The 23,300-nt window shown below is 34.3% G+C and carries 22 protein-coding genes and 1 tRNA gene; 13 read left to right on the forward strand and 10 right to left on the reverse strand.

Going from position 1 to position 23,300, the window contains the following annotated elements:
• Positions 1 to 14 precede the first annotated feature (14 nt).
• From rpsL to EV02_RS01895, 7 genes are all read left to right on the forward strand, one after another.
• Positions 15 to 389, forward strand: a complete 375-nt coding sequence (gene rpsL, locus EV02_RS01925; protein ID WP_032520096.1) for a 30S ribosomal protein S12 — start codon at positions 15 to 17, stop codon at positions 387 to 389.
• A 25-nt stretch (positions 390 to 414) separates the two neighbouring features.
• On the forward strand, positions 415 to 885 hold the full coding sequence (rpsG, locus tag EV02_RS01920; protein WP_002806267.1) for a 30S ribosomal protein S7: 471 nt from the start codon (positions 415 to 417) through the stop codon (positions 883 to 885).
• Between the two features lie 96 nt (positions 886 to 981).
• A complete protein-coding gene (gene fusA / locus EV02_RS01915) occupies positions 982 to 3,057 on the forward strand; it encodes an elongation factor G (protein ID WP_032520097.1) in 2,076 nt (691 codons plus the stop codon).
• A gap of 45 nt (positions 3,058 to 3,102) precedes the next feature.
• Positions 3,103 to 4,302, forward strand: a complete 1,200-nt coding sequence (gene tuf, locus EV02_RS01910; RefSeq protein WP_025923574.1) for an elongation factor Tu — start codon at positions 3,103 to 3,105, stop codon at positions 4,300 to 4,302.
• 100 nt (positions 4,303 to 4,402) lie between these two features.
• Positions 4,403 to 4,723 carry a 30S ribosomal protein S10 gene (gene rpsJ, locus EV02_RS01905; RefSeq protein ID WP_002807536.1) on the forward strand — a complete coding sequence of 107 codons (321 nt, stop codon included), beginning with the start codon at positions 4,403 to 4,405 and terminating at the stop codon, positions 4,721 to 4,723.
• A gap of 56 nt (positions 4,724 to 4,779) precedes the next feature.
• A complete protein-coding gene (locus EV02_RS01900) occupies positions 4,780 to 5,436 on the forward strand; it encodes an LON peptidase substrate-binding domain-containing protein (protein WP_032520098.1) in 657 nt (218 codons plus the stop codon).
• Positions 5,437 to 6,372, forward strand: a complete 936-nt coding sequence (locus EV02_RS01895; protein WP_032520099.1) for a methyltransferase domain-containing protein — start codon at positions 5,437 to 5,439, stop codon at positions 6,370 to 6,372.
• A gap of 1 nt (position 6,373) precedes the next feature.
• Here EV02_RS01895 and pheA read toward each other — a convergent pair whose 3' ends face one another.
• Positions 6,374 to 7,219, reverse strand: coding sequence for a prephenate dehydratase (gene pheA, locus EV02_RS01890; protein WP_032520100.1), 846 nt, complete (start codon positions 7,217 to 7,219; stop codon positions 6,374 to 6,376).
• A gap of 52 nt (positions 7,220 to 7,271) precedes the next feature.
• On the opposite strand from pheA, the gene EV02_RS01885 reads away from it, so the two are divergent.
• The gene (locus tag EV02_RS01885; protein ID WP_032520101.1) at positions 7,272 to 7,790 is read left to right on the forward strand and encodes a DUF1997 domain-containing protein; all 519 of its coding nucleotides are present in this window, start codon (positions 7,272 to 7,274) and stop codon (positions 7,788 to 7,790) included.
• Here the strand turns inward: EV02_RS01885 and EV02_RS01880 are convergent.
• Together EV02_RS01880 and EV02_RS01875 are read right to left on the reverse strand one after the other, a co-directional pair.
• Positions 7,776 to 8,393: a ribonuclease HII gene (locus EV02_RS01880; protein ID WP_032520102.1), complete on the reverse strand. Its 618-nt coding sequence runs from the start codon at positions 8,391 to 8,393 to the stop codon at positions 7,776 to 7,778. The two genes, EV02_RS01885 and EV02_RS01880, sit on opposite strands and share 15 nt — an antisense overlap.
• Entirely contained in the window at positions 8,350 to 10,170 is a 1,821-nt protein-coding gene (locus EV02_RS01875) for an Rne/Rng family ribonuclease (protein WP_032520103.1), read from the reverse strand. The genes EV02_RS01880 and EV02_RS01875 overlap by 44 nt, the downstream gene beginning before the upstream one ends.
• A gap of 288 nt (positions 10,171 to 10,458) precedes the next feature.
• On the opposite strand from EV02_RS01875, the gene EV02_RS01870 reads away from it, so the two are divergent.
• Together EV02_RS01870 and clpS are read left to right on the forward strand one after the other, a co-directional pair.
• On the forward strand, positions 10,459 to 11,685 hold the full coding sequence (locus tag EV02_RS01870) for an LL-diaminopimelate aminotransferase (RefSeq protein WP_032520104.1): 1,227 nt from the start codon (positions 10,459 to 10,461) through the stop codon (positions 11,683 to 11,685).
• A 32-nt stretch (positions 11,686 to 11,717) separates the two neighbouring features.
• The gene (gene clpS, locus EV02_RS01865) at positions 11,718 to 12,035 is read left to right on the forward strand and encodes an ATP-dependent Clp protease adapter ClpS (protein WP_032520105.1); all 318 of its coding nucleotides are present in this window, start codon (positions 11,718 to 11,720) and stop codon (positions 12,033 to 12,035) included.
• A 12-nt stretch (positions 12,036 to 12,047) separates the two neighbouring features.
• Here clpS and EV02_RS01860 read toward each other — a convergent pair whose 3' ends face one another.
• Together EV02_RS01860 and EV02_RS01855 are read right to left on the reverse strand one after the other, a co-directional pair.
• Positions 12,048 to 13,670 carry a photosystem II high light acclimation radical SAM protein gene (locus tag EV02_RS01860; RefSeq protein ID WP_032520106.1) on the reverse strand — a complete coding sequence of 541 codons (1,623 nt, stop codon included), beginning with the start codon at positions 13,668 to 13,670 and terminating at the stop codon, positions 12,048 to 12,050.
• Between the two features lie 297 nt (positions 13,671 to 13,967).
• A tRNA-Thr gene (locus tag EV02_RS01855) sits at positions 13,968 to 14,039 on the reverse strand.
• A 54-nt stretch (positions 14,040 to 14,093) separates the two neighbouring features.
• Here EV02_RS01855 and EV02_RS01850 point away from each other — a divergent pair.
• Positions 14,094 to 14,330, forward strand: a complete 237-nt coding sequence (locus tag EV02_RS01850) for a DUF3493 domain-containing protein (RefSeq protein ID WP_032520108.1) — start codon at positions 14,094 to 14,096, stop codon at positions 14,328 to 14,330.
• Between the two features lie 16 nt (positions 14,331 to 14,346).
• Here the strand turns inward: EV02_RS01850 and infB are convergent, their stop codons facing one another.
• Genes infB through rimP form a run of 4 tightly spaced genes read right to left on the reverse strand, consistent with a single transcriptional unit; the run spans position 14,347 to position 19,952 of the window.
• Entirely contained in the window at positions 14,347 to 17,718 is a 3,372-nt protein-coding gene (gene infB, locus EV02_RS01845; RefSeq protein ID WP_032520109.1) for a translation initiation factor IF-2, read from the reverse strand.
• Between the two features lie 57 nt (positions 17,719 to 17,775).
• A complete protein-coding gene (locus tag EV02_RS0108875; protein ID WP_080724858.1) occupies positions 17,776 to 18,048 on the reverse strand; it encodes a YlxR family protein in 273 nt (90 codons plus the stop codon).
• Positions 18,045 to 19,448 (reverse strand): transcription termination factor NusA, encoded by a 1,404-nt coding sequence (gene nusA / locus EV02_RS01840; RefSeq protein ID WP_032520110.1) that lies wholly within the window; start codon positions 19,446 to 19,448, stop codon positions 18,045 to 18,047. The genes EV02_RS0108875 and nusA overlap by 4 nt, the downstream gene beginning before the upstream one ends.
• 36 nt (positions 19,449 to 19,484) lie before the next feature.
• Positions 19,485 to 19,952: a ribosome maturation factor RimP gene (rimP, locus tag EV02_RS01835; RefSeq protein WP_032520111.1), complete on the reverse strand. Its 468-nt coding sequence runs from the start codon at positions 19,950 to 19,952 to the stop codon at positions 19,485 to 19,487.
• Between the two features lie 160 nt (positions 19,953 to 20,112).
• On the opposite strand from rimP, the gene EV02_RS01830 reads away from it, so the two are divergent.
• Together EV02_RS01830 and rpiA are read left to right on the forward strand one after the other, a co-directional pair.
• Positions 20,113 to 21,243, forward strand: coding sequence for a trypsin-like peptidase domain-containing protein (locus EV02_RS01830; protein WP_032520112.1), 1,131 nt, complete (start codon positions 20,113 to 20,115; stop codon positions 21,241 to 21,243).
• Positions 21,244 to 21,289: 46 nt separating this feature from the next.
• Complete coding sequence (gene rpiA, locus EV02_RS01825; RefSeq protein ID WP_342665565.1) at positions 21,290 to 22,003, forward strand: ribose-5-phosphate isomerase RpiA; 714 nt, start codon at positions 21,290 to 21,292, stop codon at positions 22,001 to 22,003.
• Here rpiA and hisD read toward each other — a convergent pair.
• Entirely contained in the window at positions 22,000 to 23,286 is a 1,287-nt protein-coding gene (gene hisD, locus EV02_RS01820; RefSeq protein WP_032520113.1) for a histidinol dehydrogenase, read from the reverse strand. The genes rpiA and hisD overlap by 4 nt on opposite strands.
• Positions 23,287 to 23,300 lie beyond the last annotated feature (14 nt).

The raw sequence follows: 23,300 nt of genomic DNA on the forward strand, positions 1-23,300 counted from the left end.
TCTAAGTTTAATAGATGCCCACCATCTCACAATTAGTAGGTTCAGAAAGAAAACGTCTGACAAAGAAAACAAAATCTCCTGCATTAAAAGCTTGCCCTGAAAGAAGAGGAGTATGTACAAGAGTCTATACATCAACACCTAAGAAGCCTAATTCAGCTTTGAGGAAAGTTGCTAGGGTTAGATTAACCTCTGGTTTCGAAGTAACTGCCTATATTCCTGGGATTGGACATAACTTGCAAGAACATTCTGTAGTGCTACTTAGAGGTGGAAGAGTCAAGGATTTGCCAGGAGTTAGATATCATATAATAAGAGGAACTTTAGATACGGCTGGAGTCAAAGATAGACGTCAATCCAGATCTAAGTATGGAGCAAAAGTTCCAAAAGATTAATTTGTAAACATCACTTTTTAAAATTATGTCACGTCGTAATGCAGCAGTAAAAAGACCAGTTCTGCCTGATCCTCAATTTAATAGTCGTCTTGCTTCAATGATGATTTCTCGATTGATGAAACATGGTAAAAAATCTACAGCTCAAAGAATATTATCTGATGCGTTTTCTCTAATAAGCGAGAGAACAGGTGGTAATGCAGTGGAATTATTTGAAACAGCTGTAAAAAATGCTACTCCTCTTGTTGAGGTAAGAGCTAGAAGAGTTGGTGGTGCAACATATCAAGTACCCATGGAAGTTCGCCAAGAGAGGGGTACGGCTATGGCATTAAGATGGCTTGTTACATTCTCTCGTGCAAGAAATGGAAAAAGCATGTCCCAAAAACTTGCAGGCGAGTTGATGGATGCAGCAAATGAAACAGGCAGTGCCGTTAAAAAAAGAGAAGATACTCATAAAATGGCAGAAGCTAATAAAGCTTTTGCGCATTACAGATATTAATTTCATCAAAAGGCACTTAAGTAGTTTATTATTATTAAAGTTTGCTTTTAGGGTGAACTACACTAATCAAAAATTATTTTATTTGGAGCTTTAAAATTGGCACGCGACTTTCCCCTAGAACGAGTAAGAAACATAGGTATAGCCGCTCATATTGATGCAGGTAAGACAACAACAACTGAAAGAATTTTATTTTATTCAGGTGTGGTTCATAAAATTGGAGAGGTTCATGATGGTGCTGCAGTAACAGATTGGATGGATCAAGAAAGAGAAAGAGGAATAACTATCACTGCTGCTGCAATATCGACTAGTTGGCAAGATCATAGGATTAATATTATTGATACTCCTGGACACGTTGATTTTACTATTGAAGTTGAAAGATCAATGCGTGTCTTGGATGGAGTCATAGCTGTATTTTGCGCAGTTGGTGGAGTACAGCCTCAATCCGAGACGGTTTGGCGACAAGCAGATAGATATTCCGTTCCAAGAATGGTTTTTGTTAATAAAATGGACAGAACTGGTGCGGATTTTTTAAAGGTTAATAAGCAAATTAAAGATCGATTAAAGGCAAATGCACTTCCAATCCAGTTACCTATTGGGGCTGAAGGTGATCTTACAGGCATTATTGATTTAGTAGCCAACAAAGCATACCTTTACAAAAACGATTTAGGTACTGATATTCAAGAAGCACCAATTCCATCTGACATGGAGGATGAAGCTGCTGAGTGGAGATTAAAGTTAATGGAAAGTGTTGCAGAAAATGATGAAGAGTTAATAGAAATATTTCTCGAAACAGGAGAATTATCTGAAGAACATCTTAAAAAAGGTATTAGGGAAGGGGTTTTAAAACATGGTTTGGTTCCAGTACTATGCGGTTCAGCTTTTAAGAACAAAGGTGTTCAACTTGTATTAGACGCTGTAGTTGATTACTTGCCCGCTCCAGTTGATGTCAAACCAATACAAGGTATTTTGCCAAGTGGCAAAGAAGATGTAAGACCTTCAGATGATAATGCTCCTTTCAGTGCATTAGCTTTCAAAGTGATGTCAGATCCCTATGGGAAATTAACTTTTGTGAGAATGTATTCAGGTGTTCTTTCAAAGGGAAGTTATGTAATGAATTCTACTAAGGATGCTAAAGAGAGAATTTCTAGATTAGTGATTCTTAAGGCTGATGAAAGAGAGGAGGTTGATGAGTTGAGGGCTGGGGATTTAGGAGCTGTATTAGGACTTAAGAACACAACAACTGGTGACACTTTGTGTAACACAGAAGATCCAATAGTTTTGGAAACATTGTTTATTCCTGAACCAGTTATCTCAGTCGCTGTTGAGCCTAAAACTAAGGGCGATATGGAAAAATTATCAAAAGCTTTAACTGCTTTGTCTGAAGAGGACCCAACCTTCAGGGTAAGTACAGATCCTGAGACAAATCAAACTGTTATTGCAGGTATGGGTGAGTTGCACTTAGAAATCCTTGTTGACAGAATGTTAAGGGAATTTAAAGTTGAAGCAAATATAGGAGCTCCACAAGTTTCATATAGAGAAACTATTAGGTCTAGTTCTAAAGGTGAAGGTAAATATGCAAGACAGACTGGAGGTAAAGGTCAATATGGTCATGTCATTATTGAAATGGAACCTGCTGAAGTTGGTAAAGGTTTCGAATTTGTAAACAAAATTGTTGGTGGAGCTGTACCAAAAGAGTATATTGGTCCTGCATCTAATGGAATGAAAGAGACATGTGAATCTGGTGTTCTTGCCGGTTATCCACTCATTGATGTAAAAGTAACACTAGTCGATGGTTCATTCCACGATGTAGACTCATCTGAAATGGCCTTCAAAATTGCAGGTTCCATGGCTTTTAAAGACGGGGTTAAAAAATGCAATCCTGTCCTTTTAGAGCCTATGATGAAAGTTGAGGTTGAAAGCCCTGACGATTTTCTTGGATCTGTAATTGGTGATCTCTCTTCCAGAAGAGGTCAAGTAGAAGGACAATCTGTTGACGATGGATTGTCTAAGGTACAGGCCAAAGTGCCATTAGCCGAAATGTTCGGTTATGCCACTCAACTCCGATCAATGACTCAAGGTCGGGGTATATTTTCAATGGAGTTCGCAAATTATGAAGAAGTTCCTCGTAATGTTGCTGAAGCTATCATTTCCAAGAATCAGGGCAACTCCTGATCTCTAAACTAAAAAACTCTTAAACCCTCGATTCTTTAATTCAAAATGGCTCGCGAGAAGTTCGAAAGAAACAAACCACATGTCAACATAGGTACTATTGGCCATGTTGATCATGGAAAAACAACACTAACAGCTGCTATTACAAATGTATTAGCCAAAAAAGGTCAAGCACAAGCTCAAGACTATGGAGACATTGACGGTGCTCCTGAAGAAAGAGAGCGTGGCATTACCATTAATACAGCTCATGTTGAATATGAAACAGAAGGCAGGCATTATGCTCATGTCGATTGCCCAGGGCATGCTGATTATGTAAAAAACATGATCACAGGGGCCGCTCAGATGGATGGAGCGATCCTAGTTTGTGCTGCTACAGATGGTCCTATGGCTCAAACTAAAGAGCATATTCTTTTAGCTAAACAGGTTGGAGTTCCTGCTCTTGTAGTTGCTCTTAATAAGTGCGATATGGTCGATGATGAAGAAATTATTGAACTTGTTGAAATGGAAATTAGGGAACTGTTAGACAGTTATGACTTCCCCGGAGATGACATTCCTATAGTTCAAGTTTCAGGTTTAAAAGCTCTCGAAGGCGATTCTACTTGGGAATCAAAGATTGAAGAACTAATGAAAGCAGTTGATGCTAGCATCCCTGAGCCAGAAAGAGAAGTTGATAAACCATTCTTGATGGCAGTTGAAGACGTTTTCTCTATTACTGGTAGAGGAACTGTTGCTACTGGAAGAATTGAGAGAGGTAAAGTAAAGGTTGGAGAAGAAGTAGAAATAGTTGGAATAAGAGATACAAGAGTAACAACTGTTACTGGAGTTGAAATGTTCCGAAAACTTCTTGACGAAGGTATGGCTGGCGATAATGTTGGTTTACTTTTGCGGGGTGTCCAGAAAGAAGATATTGAAAGAGGAATGGTTCTTGTAAAGAAAGGATCTATTACTCCGCATACTCAGTTTGAAGGGGAAGTTTATGTTCTCAAAAAAGAAGAGGGTGGAAGACATACTCCTTTCTTTGCAGGATATAGACCTCAGTTCTACATCAGAACAACTGATGTAACAGGTCAAATAACCGCATTTACTTCAGATGATGGGTCTAATGTAGAAATGGTTATGCCAGGCGACAGAATTAAGATGACTGGAGAATTAATTTGTCCAGTGGCTATTGAACAAGGTATGCGATTCGCCATACGTGAAGGTGGACGTACTATCGGTGCTGGAGTTGTTTCTAAAATACTCAAATAATAAATTTTAATTTTAGAAACTTAACCTCAATCATCTAATATAGGTTTATGGAAAAGGGTCATTTTAATCAATGACCCTTCACTAAAAGTTATTTGAAACTATGACTGCATCAATTGCACAACAAAAAATAAGAATAAGGCTCAAAGCGTTTGATAGAAGAATGCTTGATTTATCTTGCGACAAAATAATCCAAACTGCTGATACTACTTCTGCTTCAGCAATAGGTCCAATACCTTTACCTACAAAAAGGAAGATTTATTGTGTTCTAAGATCACCTCATGTTGATAAAGATTCTAGAGAGCATTTTGAAACAAGAACACATCGAAGAATAATAGATATCTATAGTCCTTCTGCAAAAACTATTGACGCTTTAATGAAACTAGATCTTCCTAGTGGTGTAGATATAGAAGTTAAACTTTAATAAATCCCGAAACCGACCTAAATTGATTAGTATAAATGAAATAAGTTGAGGTTTAAATGGGAGAACTCTCAGTAAGGGAATTACCTTTATTTCCTTTGTCAGAGGTAGTTCTTTTTCCTCAAGAAATATTGCCTTTACATATTTTTGAATCGAGATACAGGATTATGCTCCAATCCGTTCTTGAAACTGATTCTATGTTTGGAGTAATTAAGTTGGATCCAACCACTAAAAGTATGGCTAATGTTGGATGTTGTGCACAAATATTAAAACATCAAACTGCAGAGGATGGGAGAAGTAATATTATCACTCTCGGCCAACAAAGATTCCAAGTTTTAGAAATTACCCGTTCTACGCCATTTTGTTCTGCGATGGTTAGTTGGATTAGTGATAATAATATTGATGATTTGCAAAAATTAGATTCTTTAAAAGATTCAGTAAAAGAAGCACTTAGTGATGTTATTAATTTAACGAGTAAATTGACTAATACTAAGAAAAATTTTCCTGATAAATTACCTGACAATCCAATGGATTTATCATTTTGGATAGGAGCTCATTTGGGCGGCCCTGTTGCGGAAGAACAGCAAAGACTTCTTGAGGAGAGAGATACTTTTACTCGTTTGCAAAGAGAATATGAAATGCTTGATCATACAAGAAAACAACTTGCAGCAAGAACAGCATTGAAAGAGAGTTTTCCTGATATTAAAGAAAATTAAATGTTTGAATTATTATTCCCTTTTTTTTTAATAGTTTTATTCATTCTAGTCCTAACTATAATTTGGAGAAATAATGCTAGAAAATATATTTCCACTGGTACAGTAGCTTCTGCATATGATGCTTGGACCCAAGATAAATTACTTGAGAGATTATGGGGAGAACATATACATTTGGGTTTTTATCCTTCAGAGGTAAAAAATATTGATTTTAGGAAGGCTAAAGTTCAGTTTGTTCATGAATTAGTCAAATGGAGTGGGTTAGATAAATTACCACGGGGATCCAGAGTACTTGATGTAGGTTGTGGAATAGGGGGAAGTTCTAGGATTCTTGCAGAATATTATGGCTTTAATGTTACTGGCATTACAATTAGTCCGGCTCAAGTTAAAAGAGCACGAGAACTTACTCCTAATGGGCTAAATTGCACCTTCCAAGTTATGGATGCTTTGGATTTGAAATTTGAAGATGGATCATTTGATGCCATCTGGAGTGTTGAGGCTGGTGCACACATGAATGATAAAACTAGGTTTGCAGATGAAATGCTGAGAACTCTAAGACCTGGAGGGTATCTCGCGCTGGCTGATTGGAACTCAAGAGACTTAAGGGCATACCCTCCATCATTTTTTGAAAAGTTAGTTCTTAAACAACTACTTGAACAATGGGTACATCCTCATTTTATTAGCATTAACGAATTTAGTAACATTCTTGGAACTAACGGAAATAGTTCAGGAAGAGTTATTTCTGAAAACTGGAATTCCTATACAAATCCTTCATGGTATGACTCCATTATTGAAGGTATGCGGAGGCCCCTCGTAATTTTGTCACTTGGCCCATTTGCGATAGTGAAGTCGATTAGAGAGATTCCAACAATACTTCTCATGAATTGGGCATTTAGAAAAGGTTTAATGGAGTTTGGAGTTTATAAATGTAGAGGGTAAATTAATCTAGTTCAACATTTTCAGAAAAATAATTTCCAAAATCTACAAAATTCTTGCAAAGTGGCATCAACTTATTTTTTAATTCAAGAAAATTTGTAATCCTATTTTGATTATTGATTTCTAAATCAACATAAATTATGTATTCTCCTAATTCTCTTTTTGAAGGTCTTGATTCAATCTTACTCATATTAAATCCAAAATCTGCAATATAATTTACAGCTTTAAGCAAAGCACCAGGTTTATTTGAAATTAATGAGAAAGCAAAACTAGCAATATTAGCTAAATTTGAATTTGATTCCTTGCTCAACAAGACAAATCTAGTGCAATTACCTGGAACATCATTAATAGGAAAGGCTAATTCTTTAAGTCCTTCGATTTGAATTAACGATTTTGAACCAATAGCCGCTCTGAATTTACTCCCCTTGATCATTTTGACAGCTTCTGATGTTGAATTTGTTGGGAGAGGAATTGCATTTGGAAGATTCTCAGATAACCATTCTGAACATTGAGCTAATGCTTGAGGATGAGATAATACTTCTGAAATGTTTGAAAGTTCTCCATCACTAATTAATGCATGTTTAATAGGTAAAACAATTGCTTTATTTATGAAAATTTCAGGAAATTTCCAAAGGGCATCTAGAGTAGCCGTAACTCCCCCTTCTACAGAATTTTCTATAGGAACTACAGCTGCATCACAATTGTTGTACGCAATTGATTTAATAACCGAATGTAACCCATTACATGGTACAAATATAGGTGTCTGAAAATTGGCAAGCTTTGATAATATATGGGCTGCTTTTTCTGCGTATGTTCCTTGAGGACCTAAATATGCAACTTGTTTGCGCATGATTAATTGTAAAAAAAAAAGAAATCAAATAAGCATTGGAGGAATATAGAAAATGCTATTGTCTTTTGATGCTAAACAGAAACTCAAGCTTTCTGTAACACGTAATAAAGAATATCTTTCTAAATATCTTTTGGAAGAAGAAAGAGTTGTTGGAGCAATGCTTGACTCCAAAAAATTAGTAGCAGAAGGAGTAGGTAGATATAAGTATACAGTAACAAGTTTTAAGGTTTTTCAATTAGATATTAACCCTGTTGTCTCAATTGCGGTAGAAAATAAAGGTGGAATTTTAAAAATGAGTGCTCTTGAAAGTACATTGGATGGTTTGGGTATGATAGATGATTTTAATCTTATTTTGAAAGCAAATTTGGAAGCAACTACTATTGGTTTAGAAGGTGAAGCGCTTCTTGGGGTATCTGTAAGCCAACCTCCTCTACTGAAGCTGGTACCAAGGAAAATTTTGGAATCTACTGGTCATTCGGTATTAAATGGGATTCTGTTGGGTATAAAGTCAAGGGTTCAACAGCAACTCGTAAAAGACTTTTTAGATTGGTGTGAATTAAAGAAGATTTGATTTTTTTAAAAAACTTTTCCTATGAAGTTCAGTTAAGCCATTTTTTTTGATTAATGAAAGATGCTCTCTTGTTCCATAACCTTTATTTTTAAATATCAAGTATCCTGAGTATTTTTTTTCTAACCTCTCCATTAGATTGTCGCGAGAAACTTTGGCAATTATGCTTGCTGAAGCTATCGAGATAAACTTTGAGTCTCCAGATAATATGTTTTTCTGAATTCCGTCCCATGGCCTTAATAATAAGGGACCATCAATTTTTAATTCAGATGGCTTTTCTTTTAATTTTTTTAAAGCTCTTATCATTGACAGTTCCGTCGCAACCCTGATACCTAACTTATCTATTTCTCTGGCCGAAGATTGCCCAATTCCATAATCTGAAGAAAGTAATAAAATTTTTTGTAAAAGTAATTTTCTTTTTTTTGGGGTTAGTTTTTTACTATCTGTTACTCCAAATTGTTTTAAGATAAATTTATTTTTTTCAGTTAATACTACAGCTGCTGCAAAAACGGGACCAAAAATTGCTCCCCTTCCAACTTCATCTAATCCAACTTCGAATACTTTATTCAATGCTTGCTGAAGATCTTCTTCTTCTTTTTCTTGCATTTTTTAGCTCATCTGTAAGTTCAATTTCATCCTTTTTGTCTGTTAATGTAACTTCATTATTTTCATTAGTTTTATTTGTTAATTTATCCTTAGAATTTGCATTTGCTTCAATTTTAATTTGAATATTTTCTTCTCCCGATTTTGAGATTTTTTTAATTTGTTTTGCTTTTGTTTTTTTATTATCTAAGGTTTTTTCCTTTTCTTTATTACTTTCTTTTAATCGCACAAAATTATTGCTGGTAAGATAATCTTTCCCCAACTTTACAAGTGGATTAATACCTAATTGACTGAATACAATTTTTTCTTCATTTGTAAGATCAACTGTGATTATATTTTTTTCTTTTGAATTTGACAGGTTGGAATTATCATTTTCTTTTTCTTTTTTATTAGATGAATTCTCTTTACTTAGATCTTTGGAGTTAATTAATTCCTTGTCAATTATTTTTTCCTGCTCATCAGTTGATTGATAAGTATCTGTATCTGAAGATTTTAGATTGTTTGATTGATTAGATTTATTTTCAAAATTTTTAATTTTTAAGTTAGAAATTTCGTGATTTAATATATTTTCTAAATGTCCGGTACCATCGCATGCAGAGCATTTTTTACCGAATAATTCATATATATTTTGACCTTGTCTTTTTCTGGTTAACTCTACTAAGCCTAATTCAGTAAGCTGAGCTATTTGAGGCCTAGCAGAATCATCTTTTATTGCTGAGGTAAAATGTTCAAGTAACTGAAATTGATCTCTTCTAGATTCCATATCGATAAAATCTATTACTATAACTCCACCAATATTTCTTAATTTCATTTGCCTTGAGATTTCAACTGCGGCTTCGCAGTTTGTCCACAAAACGGTTTGTCTTGAATTTGCGGATCTTGTGAATGATCCTGAGTTTACGTCGATTACTGTTAAAGCTTCAGTAGGTTCGATAATGATATACCCTCCCGAAGGAAGGTCTACTCTCGGCTGGAGAGCTTTTTGAATTGTTTTCTTTATTTCGTACTTCTCGAAAATATGTTGGTTTAAATTGTTATCGTGGAATTCGATATCTATATCAGATTCATAATTTACTAAAAAATCTTTTGCCCTTGCAACTGAAAACTTACTATCAATAATTATGCTTTTAGTTGATTCTTTAATATAATCTCTTAAGATCTTAAGGGAAAAATCATCATCTCTTTTTATCAAATTTGGTGGATTAGAAGCTTCAGAAACTTTTAGTATATTTTCCCATTGTTGAATTAATTGTTCTAAATCTTCAATTAAAAGTTCTTCTTTTATTTTTTCAGCCTCTGTTCTAAATAACAAGCCTGTGCTGGGTGGTTTTATTAAAACCCCAAGAGCTTTCAAACGGCTTCGTTCTGTTTCTGTATTTATTTTTCTTGAAATATTTACTCCTTGGCCATATGGCTGTAATATTAAATATTTTCCTGGAATTGAAATACTTCCGGTTAGTCTGGGACCTTTAGATCCTGTGGGTTCCTTTATTACCTGAACTAGAACTTTTTGTTTTGGTTCTAGTAATTCAGTTATTCCAAAAGTTCCTTTTTTGAGTCTTAGTGGACCTAAATCTGAAACATGGATGAATCCATTTTTTTCACTTTCACCAATGTTTATGAAAGCGGCATCAATGCCAGGGAGAACATTTTCAACTGTTCCTAAAAAAATATCGCCAATTTGATATTGACCTTGTGCGACGATTAATTCATCAACTCGATCATCTGTAAGTAGTGCTGCTATTCGAGCCTGCTCTGCGATGATAATTTGCTGAGACATATAGTTGATTATGAATGATTTGGATTTTGAAAATCATCTAAATTAAATAATTAGATTTTATTTTTCAATAAAGCAAGTTTTTATAGCTTTTATTTTTTACTTTTTAAAATTAATTGTGATTGAAATATGCTATTTATAAAGCTTTAAACGATTTTCAAACTAATTGAAATTGAATTCATAGCTATGATAATATCTGAGATTAATCATAACTAAAGTAATATTAACATCTAATCACCACTAAAGCACATTGATACATTATTCTTATATTGGTGAAATTTTTTATCTAAAGTGGTTCAAGTAAACGAAAATTATTTAAAACTCAAAGCAGGCTATTTATTCCCTGAAATTGCTAAGAGGGTAAAAATATATTCGCAATCAAATAAGAATGCTGAAATTATTAAGCTTGGCATTGGAGATGTTACAGAACCATTACCTAGAGCATGTATTGAGGCTATGGGTAAAGCTTTAGATGAAATGGGAACAACGGATGGTTTTAGAGGTTATGGACCAGAACAAGGTTATTCTTGGCTCAGAGAAAAAATATCTGAGCATGATTTTATTTCGAGAGGCTGTCAAATTACACCTGAAGAAATCTTTGTTTCAGATGGTTCTAAATGCGATAGTAGCAATATTTTAGATATTCTTGGCAAAGATAATTCAATTGCTGTAACAGATCCTGTTTACCCAGTTTATGTAGATAGTAACGTTATGACAGGGAGAACTGGTGATTCTCTTGAAAATGGTACTTATCAAGGATTGACATATCTTGCAATAAACGAGGGGAATAACTTTCTGCCAGAACTACCAGAAAAAAAAGTTGATATTTTATATCTTTGTTTCCCAAATAACCCGACTGGGGCGACGATTAGTAAAGCAGACTTGAAAAAGTGGGTTGACTATGCTCTACAAAACAAATCCCTAATACTTTTTGATGCAGCTTATGAAGCATTTATTCAAGATAATGATATTCCACATTCAATATATGAGATTGATGGAGCAAAGGATTGTGCTATCGAATTTAGATCTTTTTCAAAGAATGCAGGATTCACTGGAGTTAGATGTGCTTTTACAGTAATACCTAAAAATCTCAAAGGTTTGAGCTCAATAAATGAGGAAATAGAGTTATGGCCTCTTTGGAATAGGCGACAATCTACAAAGTTCAATGGAGTAAGTTATGTTGTTCAGAAAGGTGCAGAGGCTGTTTATTCTCTTGAAGGGAAGAAACAGGTGAGAGGCTTAATTGATTTTTATATGGAAAATGCAAAAATAATGAAAAATAAACTTCAGAATTCAGGATATAAAGTTTATGGTGGGGATAATGCTCCTTATATTTGGATTAAAGTTCCAGATCAAATGACATCTTGGGACTTTTTTGATTTCCTTCTCCAAAAAGTTAGTGTAGTGGGAACACCTGGGAGCGGATTTGGATTAGCAGGAGAGGGTTATTTTCGCTTGTCAGCATTTAACTCACGATCAAACGTCCTTGATGCAATGGAAAGAATAATTAATATATAATTACAAATATAATTTAAACTCTAATAAATTTAATGGCATCTATAAAGTTAGAACAAAGTGTAAACAATAATTCAGCGGTTATTGAAAAGGAACCTGTTGAATTAAAAAATAAATCTCCAAAATATAAGGTTTTACTTCATAATGACCCAGTTAATTCTATGGAGTATGTCACTATTTCATTAAGAGAAGTTGTACCGCAATTAAGTGAACAAGATGCTACTGCCATAATGCTTGAAGCACACAATACGGGGGTGGGTTTAGTAATTGTTTGTGATTTAGAGCCCGCAGAATTCTACTCAGAATCATTAAAATCTAAAGGAATTTCTAGTTCAATTGAGAAAGAGGATTAATAACCGTTTAATTTATTTTTTAGAGTGAGCTAATTTCCTTTCTGATAAAGGACGAACTTTTAGGGATTCTTTTAAGGAGCACTTTCCATATTCTCTCTCAAGAATGTCGATAACTGTTTTGCCAAATTCGTCGTCAGGATTGTCAAAAGCTTCTAAGCAAACTTGACCAAGTTTTTTCCCTAGTGAGCCTGGATTCCAAAGAAGTTTTCTCGCTGTCCAGGGCATCATGCTCATTGGATTATAATTTGGCTTCAAAATTTTATGTTCCAAGGCGTACTTCTCAAGAAGAGTGTGAGGTTGCAAACCTATAAAGAATATAGCTGGATCAACTAAGCCTTTACCAAAAATATTTTCTAATTCTCTATGGTAAGCAATTGTTTGTCTTATGGTGCTGGGCGTTTCATCAAAAACATTAAATGAATAATTGACTGAAACATGATTCTTAAAACCTGATTTGACTAGCATTCTGCAATTATTTAATACAGTTTCAAGGTTATACGCTAATCTCATTTTTTTAACTAGTTCTTGCGATCCCGACGTGATACCTATTTCAAAATAACTCATACCTGTATCAACCATAAGCTGAGCTAGCTCAGCATCAATATTATCTGCTCTGATGTATGCAGCCCAATTAATATCGTCCCAGCCTTGATCCTTAATTGCTTGCAAAAGTGTTTTTGCATCTTGAATATGTTTTTTGGCTGGAATAAACTGTGCATCAGTGAACCAAAATCCCCGTACTCCAATATCATATAATTGCTTCATTTCTTCGATAACCTCCTTTACAGGATTAACCCGAACCTTTTTCCCCTCAACAACTGTGTAAACACAGAAACAGCAATTATGAGGACAACCTCTTTTTGTTTGTACCCCCACGTAATAATCACCACTTTCTATATACCAATCAAATTCAGGCCATATTGATTTAATGTATTTATAGTTGCAGGCAGTTTTAACAATGCCTGAGGGTTGTTCATGTATTAATTTGTTGCGAGGTTTTTGTCCAGCAATGTAACATCTTTCTTCCTCTATTGAATCTCCTCTAATGATTTTTTCTATGAGATTTTCTCCCTCTCCAACTGAAATTACAGTTCCCTTTGGGAGAAGATTTCCCAATTGTTCATAGAAGACACTAACAGCCCCACCTCCTAAAATTACTTTTACATTTTTATTGTATTTTTTTGCTCTTTTTAGTCCCATCTTGACTAAAGAGGTATTTCTGTATATTTCTCCATAATGAGATGCAATTAATTTTAATCCTCCCCAAGAACCTCTAATTTTTTTAAGGATATTTTTTGAGTAGAAAACTTCAAAAGAGTTTTGTAGGGGATTTCCACTTCTACCATCTACAGGTGCATAAATTTGTATATCTCTCCATGAAAAAATGATGAGATGTGGTCTAAAATAATCAATTTTTCGAGCTAAATATTTGGAAACTTTATTAGATGGAATAATCGCCAGATCAATGAATTGCTGCTCTAAATTTGGAAAACATTTATGAATATGGTCTGCTAAATAAATAGGTCCAATTGGAAATATTGGATTACATGGCAATCTTACAGTTAGTATTTTTCCATAGTGCTCTCTTTGGTAAATTTTTTTATTTAATTTTTCGAACTTCAAATTAAAATTCATGTCATGAAATTTAATGAATTTATTTCTTTAAGAATCTAACTACTTTATTACTAATTTGGAGAAATTAAAAATTCAAAGAAAATACTCGCGAAAATTTTATTTAATTCAGATATTAGAAATCATATAAATCCAGCATACTTTGAGAAGGTTTAATCCATCTAGGTTATATTGAATAAAAACCTTCATCAAACGAAATATAACTTCTTTGGCCAAAATAAAATATAAGAGTAATAAAAATAAATAATTAAAATAACTAATTTTTAAAATTTTATTAACCATTTTATTTTGCTTTGTAAGTGCCGATAATTGGAATTGAACCAATGACCCACTGTTTACGAGACAGTTGCTCTACCGCTGAGCTATACCGGCCAAATTAAATATTGTATTTTTCATATAGACTTAATCTTATAATTTAAAGAATTTATGTCAAAAATAGATCCTAAATTGAGAAATAAATTATTAAAGGAATCCCAAGCTCCTTATAAGGGATTAAGAAGAGTATTGTGGATAGCTTTTAGCGGTTCTGCATTTTTGGGACTTTTAATTATGCTTACCAGAATTGCAAGCGGAACTGAATTACAGCAAAATAACCTTCTCATTCAGTTGGGTGCTTGTGTAATATTTCCTACTTTATTAATCTTTGACAGAAATAAAGATTAATAGGCTAGATGTTTAATTATTGAGATAAGGTCCTCTTTTTGGTTACAAATTTGAATGCCTCGATTACATCTCCTTCAATCCATGATGAGAATTTATCGCAGCCAACTCCACATTCAAATCCTGTATTTACTTCTTTTACATCATCTTTAGCTCTTTTTAGAGAGTCTAAATTGCCCTCAAATATTACTTTCTCTGATCTAATAACTCTCAGCGAACAATTCCTTTGTAATTTACCAGTTTGTATATAACAGCCCGCAATAGCTCCTTTACCGACTGCAAAAGTTGCTCTAACTTCAGCTTGTCCTAATGATTCTTCGACAAGATCGGGTTCAAGTAGACCTTCCATGGCCAACTGAATATCTTCTAAGAGTTTATAGATTACTTCATATTCTCTTATATCAACGTCATTAGCATCAGCTGCCCTCTTCGCGCCAGAAGCCAATGAGGTGTTAAATCCAATGATTACTGACCCAGATGCAGCAGCGAGATCTATATCTGTCTCAGTTATTTCTCCAGGAGCAGAAAGTAGGACTCTGACTTGAACTTCATTTTTTGGTAATTGTTCTAGTGATCCTAATATTGCTTCAACACTACCTTGAACATCAGCTTTGAGGATTAAGTTTAACTCTTTTAGTTCTCCATCATTTGCTTGAGTTGATAAGGATGATAAGCTGACTCTTCTAGAGGCCATTTGCTGAGCTAATTTTATGGCTCTAGCATCTGTTGCCCGGTCTCCGACAATGGCTCTAGCAGTTTTCTCATCAGAGTAGACTTCAAATTCATCTCCTGCAGTGGGTACCTCACTGAATCCTAGCGCTTCCACTGGGAATGATGGTCCTGCTTCTTTAATTCTATTACCATTTTCATCAACCATTGCTCTAATTTTCCCAAGGACTGAACCCGCAGCCAAAACATCCCCAGATTTCAAGGTCCCATTTTGTACTAACAAAGTAGCAACAGGCCCTTTTGCTTTGTCTAGGTGGGCTTCAATAACAGTACCTTTTGCGAATCTATTAGGGTTAGCTTGTAAATCTTCTACCTCTGAAACTAATAAAATCATTTCGAGTAATTTATCAATGTTTTGTTTTTTGATAGCGCTTACTGGAACCATCACTGTATCTCCGCCCCAATCTTCAGCAATCAAATCTTTTTCTGATAGTTCCTGCTTTACTCTGTCTGGAGATGCCCCTTCTTTGTCAATTTTATTTATTGCAACAACAATTGGCACTTTTGCAGCTCTTGCATGACTGATAGCTTCAAGCGTTTGAGGTCTGCAACCATCATCTGCAGCAACTACAAGAACTGCTACATCTGTAACTTTTGTACCCCTTGCTCTCATTGCAGTAAAGGCTTCATGACCAGGGGTATCAAGAAAAGTTAATTTTTTCTTTTGAGATTCATGTTCAAATTCAACTTGATAAGCTCCTATGTGTTGAGTGATGCCCCCTGCTTCCCCCGAAGCTACTCTTGATTCTCTGATGGAATCTAAAAGACTTGTTTTCCCATGATCTACATGACCCATCACCGTAATAACGGGTGGTCTTCTTATTAAGTTCTCAATATCTTCAGATTCAATCATATCTACTGTTTTCTCAGCAGCTTCTTGGATATCATCTTGCAAAACAGGGACCCCAAATTCTTCAGCTACTGTCTCAATAGTTGCTAAGTCGAGTGATTGAGTAACAGTTGCAGTTATTCCTTTGAAAAAAAGAGATTTGATTATTTCAGAGCTTTCAAGACTTAATTTATCAGCTAATTCTTGAACTGTTAAATTATCTTCGGGTACTATTATCATCTCAGGCCTGACTTGTTTGGCTTCTTTGGCAGCCTTTAACTCCATAGCTCTTCTTTTCTGTCTTTGCCTAGTAGTCTCTTTTTTCTTCTTTTTAAATTGTTTTATAGCTTTTTGAGATTTAGATTCATCTGACTTTTCTTTCTTTGGACGCGCTAAACTGGCTGATAAGATTGAAATTTTTTCTCCTGAATATCCACTAGTCTCAGATGTTAATGAATCATCATTATCGCCAATAATATGAACTTTCTGTCTTTGTTTTTGGGGATTTTTGCTTCTTAATGCTTCAAGTTTTGCGCTATCGTCCCAGTCTGTCTTCCCAGGTTTTTTAGAATTATTTGTAAATGCTCTATGAGGTAGTTTTTTGGAACCCGGAGCAGTGTTTGGACGACTATTAGGCGCTTTCACCTTCTGCTGAGATACCTCGATATTTTGTTTTGCGTTATTATTAATACCTAATTTGTCTTTCTCAGAGTTATTATTTTTTTGAAGTTGTAAAAGTTCGTTAGGTGATACTGGCTTTCTAATCCTAGAGGAATTTTGGCCATTGAATTTAGAACCAGGCCTATTATTGGGCATGCCAGATCTGTTGGGAGAACTAGGTCTATTGGGATTACCTTGCCTATTAAATGAACCAGGTCTGCCTTGATCTGAAGGTTTGTTTCTTAAACCAGGCCTATTGGGCATGCCAGATCTGTTGGGAGAACTAGGTCTATTGGGATTACCTTGCCTATTAAATGAACCAGGTCTGCCTTGATCTGCAGGTTTGTTTCTTAAACCAGGCTTATTGGGCATGCCAGGTCTGCTGGGAGAACCGGGTCTGTTAGAGGCAGTTTGTTTAAAAGTAATGTTTTGCTTATTAGGATTTATTTTTGGATCTTCTCTTCTTATTGGAGCTCCTACGAGCTCAGGGGTATTTACTCTATTATTAAAATCTTTTGTTTTTGGTTTGCTCGTATTTTGATTAGGTTTGTTTGATAGTTGTCTTTTATCCCTTGAATTGTAGATGCTCTTGGAAGATTCATTAGATTTGATATTATTATTAATATTTTTAGGCTTTGCAATTAGCTGAATAGGTGGTTTTGCCGGACTTTTGATAGGTGGGGTGGTATTATTTCCGAAAGTTTTTTTATCTTGGTTGAAATTCTGTGAAGGTTTACTATTTATTTTTGTATTTATAAGATTTGGTTGAGATTGTGAACTGTTTATAATATTAGGTTTATTTGGATTTTTAAATTGATTTGAAATTATTTTTACACTCTCAGGCTTGTTAAGTGGCTTTATCAATAATGGTTTTTTGTTTGAATTATCTTTGAGAGGTTTCCCTTTTTTAGAAGAGATAACAGAAGATTTATCTTCTTTATTTTGTTTGAAATTATCTTTTTTAATTGAAGGTTTATTAATGGAGAGTATTGTTTTATCTGAATTCTTTTTATTAATAAGATTTTTAATTTTTTTTGCCTCTTCTGCACTAATAGAACTGCTATGGCTTTTTACTGAAATTGAAAGTTTTTGAGCGGCATCCAGTATATCTTTATTTTCCAGATTCAAGTCTCTGGAAAGTTCGTAAATTCTGATTTTATCGCTGATAGTCATTTAATCTGATTTGTACTCTTTTTTAAATTAAAGAGGATTTAATTTAATTATATTCCCTTAATGGGGATAGTTATTGTAGCTTGTAATTTCTTTTTCAAAAATTTCAATAAATTCAGGTTCTAAAAATGTTTTTAAAGCTTTTTGAAGCTTTTTTTTGATCTTGGAATCTGAATAGCATTTTTTTGACTTGCAAATGTAAGCTGATCGCCCCATTCCCTTTTGAAGCATGGTACCTTGCTTATGATCTTTAGTAATTCTTAAAAGATCTTTCCTATCATATGTTTTTCTACATGAAATGCATACACGCATAACAGGGAGTTGTTGTATCACCGTTTTTTCTCCTCTTTGGCAGATATCTCAGTATCTTTAACAGTCTCTAATTGATCATTATCTGTGAATTCATCTCCTCCGTATTGTTCTTCTGCGAATTCTTCTTCATCTTCAGGAAGAGGGTAAAGCTCTCTTAATCTTGCATCTTCTGCAGCACGCTCAGCTTGTTCTGCTTCTAGTCTAAGCTCAGCTTCTCGCTGGAGATTCTCTTCATCTTCTCTTTGAATGATTAATTCAGATACTGCAGCATCTTCTGCTTCCTGATCGTATTCATGAGAATTTTTAACATCAATCTTCCAACCAGTTAATCTTGCTGCAAGTCTTACATTTTGTCCTTCCCTACCTATAGCTAGACTTAATTGATCGGGAGGCACTAGTACATGAGCGTGTTGACCTTCTGGGTCAACAAGTCTCACGAGATCGACTTTAGCAGGACTTAAAGAATTTAAAATATATTGTATTGGGTCAGATGACCATTTAATAACATCAATTTTTTCTCCTCTTAATTCATTTACTACTTGTTGGATTCTTGCTCCTCTTGCTCCAATACAAGCACCTACAGGGTCTACTTCTTGTTCGACGCTATCAACAGCTACTTTTGTTCTTGGCCCAACAGCTCTTGAAGGAGGATTAGCTTCTCTTGAAACGGCAACAATTTTTACCGTGCCTTCTTGAATTTCCGGCACTTCATTTTCAAATAAATAAACGACTAATCCAGCATTTGCTCTGCTTACAAAAAGTTGTGGTCCTTTTCTGGCTATCTCGCTAACTTCTTTCAAGAATACTTTGAAAGTTGCATTAGCTCTATAATTATCATTTGGTAATTGATCTCTTTTAGGAAGTTCTGCTTCTACTTCAGGCCTTCCAATACCAGAACTTACTCCCATTATTACTGATTGTCTTTCAAATCTTATAACTCTTGCAGTTAAAACAGGATCTTCCAAATCTGCAAATTCTTCTTGGATCATTTTTCTTTGTTGATCTCTTAATTTTTGAGCTAAAACTTGCTTTGTTGTTGAAGCAGCCATTCGTCCAAAATCCTCTTTTTCTGGAGTAACGTCTAAAACAACTGTGTCACCTATTTGAGCATCATCAGCTACTTGTTTAACTTCTACTAATGATATTTGATGATCTTCGCTCTCAACTTCTTCTACAATGATTTTACTTGATAAGATCCTATAACCTTCTTCATCTAGATCTAATCCAACATCAAAATTACTAAAGTATTCTTCATCAAATGGATCTTCGTTAATTCCAATGTAAAAAGTTCTTCTATATTTTTCGTATCCTTTCAACAAAGCTTCGCGCAAGGCTACTTCAACGACATTAGGAGGCAACTTTTTTTCCTCACTAATATCTTCAATAAGATTGTTTAAACCTGGGAGAATAACTAATGCCATCTATGATGGGAAAATTGAATAATGGTTGAAAAATAATTAATCTTGTAAAGTACTAAGACTAATTTTTAATACTTCATCGAAAGGGATTTTCTTTATCCTACCTTTAATGTTAATAGCTAAATAATCATTAGACTTTTCATAAAGTAAACCATTCACGAATTTTATTTTTGAATTCTTTTGGTTTAACTCAACATTAACTGGAAAACCCTTAAAAGTTTTGAAGTCTCTTTCTGAGGTTAATTCATCACTGACCCCTTGACTACTAATTTCTAACACATATGAACAATTCAAAAGATTTGATTTTTCTATTTCGTCAGATGCTGGGGTATTAAATAGCGCACAATCATCTAATGAAATGTCATCTCCATTAGTTTTTCGTATAGTTATTTCAATAACAATTGGATTTTGATTAGTTTGTATATTTAAACTGTAGATTTCTAAATCCCGTTCATTAGCAACTTTTTCTAATAGAACCTCTAGTTTACTTTTGTTTTCTTTATTCAAATTTATTCATAAATTTATTTAAAATTTATTTTCACACATAAAGAAGTTTTTTCTAAAGAAAAATTCAAAAATTTGTATTTTATGGATGTAAACAAAAAAACAACAATAATCTTTTTCTTCAATTAGATTTGTCAATAAAATTAAAAAAACTATTAATTAAATGAAGTATCTCAAGATTAAATTTATTAATTTAATCCAAATTTTCATTATTAGTTGTTTTTTTATACTCAATTTCTTTCAAAATGCTGAAGTTTTAGCTTTGACTTCTTTTGAAAGTCATAATTTCGTATCATCAGCAGTTAAAAATATTGCCCCTGCAGTTGTAAAAATTGATACTGAGCGGTTGGTAGAGAGGCAACAATTTGATCCTACTTTACTTGACCCACTATTAAGGGACTTACTTGGCGAGCAAGGAATTACTCCTGAAAGGGAGAGAGGTCAAGGTTCTGGTGTGATCATTAATGAGAATGGTTTGGTTCTTACGAATGCTCATGTCGTAGAAAGAGTAGATAATGTTTCAGTTACTCTGGCAGATGGATCTATTTGTGAAGGTCAAGTTTTAGGAACAGATGCAGTAACTGATCTAGCTCTAGTAAAAATTGATGAAGATGCTTATTCTGGTTTTGCACCACTTGGAAATTCTGAAGATCTTGAAGTTGGGGATTGGGCAATAGCTCTTGGTACTCCCTATGGCCTTGAAAAAACAGTTACCTTAGGAATTGTTAGCAGCTTGCATAGAGATATTAATAGTTTAGGATTTTCAGATAAAAGGCTTGATCTTATCCAGACTGATGCGGCAATAAATCCAGGCAATTCTGGGGGACCACTCATTAATTCCAATGGTGAGGTAATAGGAATTAATACATTAGTAAGAAGTGGCCCTGGAGCAGGTTTAGGTTTTGCGATTCCCATTAATCTAGCTAAAAGTGTTTCTGATCAGCTTCTTGAGAATGGGGAAGTTATTCATCCATATTTAGGGGTACAATTGGTTTCTTTAAATCCTAGAATCGCTAAAGAACATAATCGAGACCCCAATTCGTTAGTTCAATTACCTGAAAGAAATGGAGCTCTAATTCAATCAGTAATGCCTAATAGCCCCGCTGAAAAAGCTGGTTTAAGGAGAGGTGATTTAGTAATTGCAGCGGAAAATATCTCTATAAAAGAACCTAAGGCTTTACTGGATGAAGTAGAAAAAGCTCAGATAGGAAAAGTATTTCTTTTAGATATTTTGAGAGATAATAAAGAGATACAGATAAATATAAAACCTGAACCTCTGCCTGGTTTGACATAAAGCAACTATTGAAATTTAATAATTTATAAACATTAGAGAAAAGATTTTGGATTTACAAACTCAAATGAAAAAAGTTGTTGCTGATGCATCAATAAGAGAAGTAAAGAGTGGCATGATTCTCGGATTAGGATCTGGATCTACAGCTGCGTTAATGATAAAAAGCCTTGCGGATGAAATAAGTTCTGGCAAACTTCAAAATATAAGAGGTGTTGCAACTTCTTTTCAATCAGAAGTTTTAGCGCTTGAGTTGGATATTCCGCTTATCGATTTAGCTTCTGTATCTCAAATTGATTTAGCTATTGATGGAGCAGATGAAGTTGATCCAGGATTTCAATTAATAAAAGGAGGAGGAGCATGCCATGTTAGAGAAAAGTTAGTGGCATCTAAAGCTAATCAATTGTTGATTGTTGTTGATGAAACTAAACTTGTACAAAATCTAAATAAATCTTTCCCTTTACCTGTAGAAGTCCTTCCAAATGCTTGGAAGCAAGTTCAGGAAGTGATTTCAGAAATGAATGGCAGTTCTTCTTTAAGAATGGCTACTAAAAAAGCTGGCCCAGTTGTTACTGACCAAGGCAATCTCATCTTAGATGTATTATTTAATGATGGTATTAAAAATCCAAAAGATATCGAAATGAAGATTAATAATATTCCAGGAGTATTAGAAAATGGGTTATTTGTTGATCTTACAGACAAAGTATTAGTTGGCAAAATTGAAAACAACATTCCATTGGTTTACTCACCCGCCAGAGCTAGCTAATCTTCAAATCTTATTTGTACAGAGTTAGCGTGGCTATGTAAGCCCTCACTTTTAGCAAGATTAATAATATCAAGACAATTAACTTTTAAACTTTCTTCATTAAATTCTATTATTGAAGTATTTTTCATAAAAGTTTCAACCCCCAAAGAACCGCTAAATCTAGAATTTCCTGATGTAGGTAAAGTATGATTTGGCCCAGCAAGATAATCTCCAACAGCTTCTGGGGTCCATTGTCCTAAAAATATCGCTCCAGCATTCTCTATACCTGCAAGAATTTTTTGTGAATCTATAGTAATAATTTCTAGGTGCTCAGGGGCAAAGTTATTGCTTAGTTCAATACATGATTCGTAATTCTCGCAAATCACAATTAAACCCCAATTTTTTATTGATTGCATGCAAATTTCTTTTCTCGGATGATCATCTATTTTTTTATAGACTTCTTCTAGAACTTCTTTTGCCTGTTTCTTTGATGTAGTAAGAAGTATTGATGAAGCTAAAGGATCATGCTCTGCTTGCGCTAGTAGATCAGACGCTATATGAGTGCTTTGAGCTGTTTCATCTGCAATGATTAATATTTCACTTGGACCAGCTAAAGAATCAATCCCTGTAGAGCCATAAATAAGTTTTTTTGCAGTCGTAACATAGATATTTCCTGGGCCTGAAATGACGTCAACTTTATTGATTTGATTTGTGCCAAATGCTAAAGCACCAATCGCTTGAGCTCCTCCAATTCTAAATACTTTATTGATTCCTGATAAGTGGGCTGCAGCTAAAACAGTTTTGTTTATTTTCCCTTCTTTATTTCCAGGAGATACCATTATAATTTCATCTACTCCTGCTACTTTTGCAGGTATTGCATTCATCAAAACTGTACTTGGATAAGCAGCTCTACCTCCAGGAATATAAATACCTGCATATTTAACTGGTCTCCATCTTCTTTGGACGGTATCACCAAATTTACCTTTTATGGTGAAAGATTGAGGAATTTCTTTTTCATGGAATTTTTGAATTCTTTTATGAGCTACCATAAGTGACTGCTTCAAATTGTTATCAATTTCATCCCATGCATTTTTTATTTGATCCGAACTCACTTGCATAGGGTTAGGGTCGAAACCATCAAATTTTTTTGTATATTTTTTTACTGCTATATCTCCAGAAATTTTTACCTCTTGAAGAATTTCTTCAACAATTGTATTTATTTTATTATTGTTATCTGAATTAGTTCGAGTAGAAATCCTTTTTAATTCTTCAATAGCTTCTTTTTTATTATTTATGATCTTCATTTGTTTAATTTTTC

The organism is Prochlorococcus marinus str. SB, from assembly GCF_000760115.1.
Classification (GTDB): domain Bacteria; phylum Cyanobacteriota; class Cyanobacteriia; order PCC-6307; family Cyanobiaceae; genus Prochlorococcus_A; species Prochlorococcus_A marinus_D.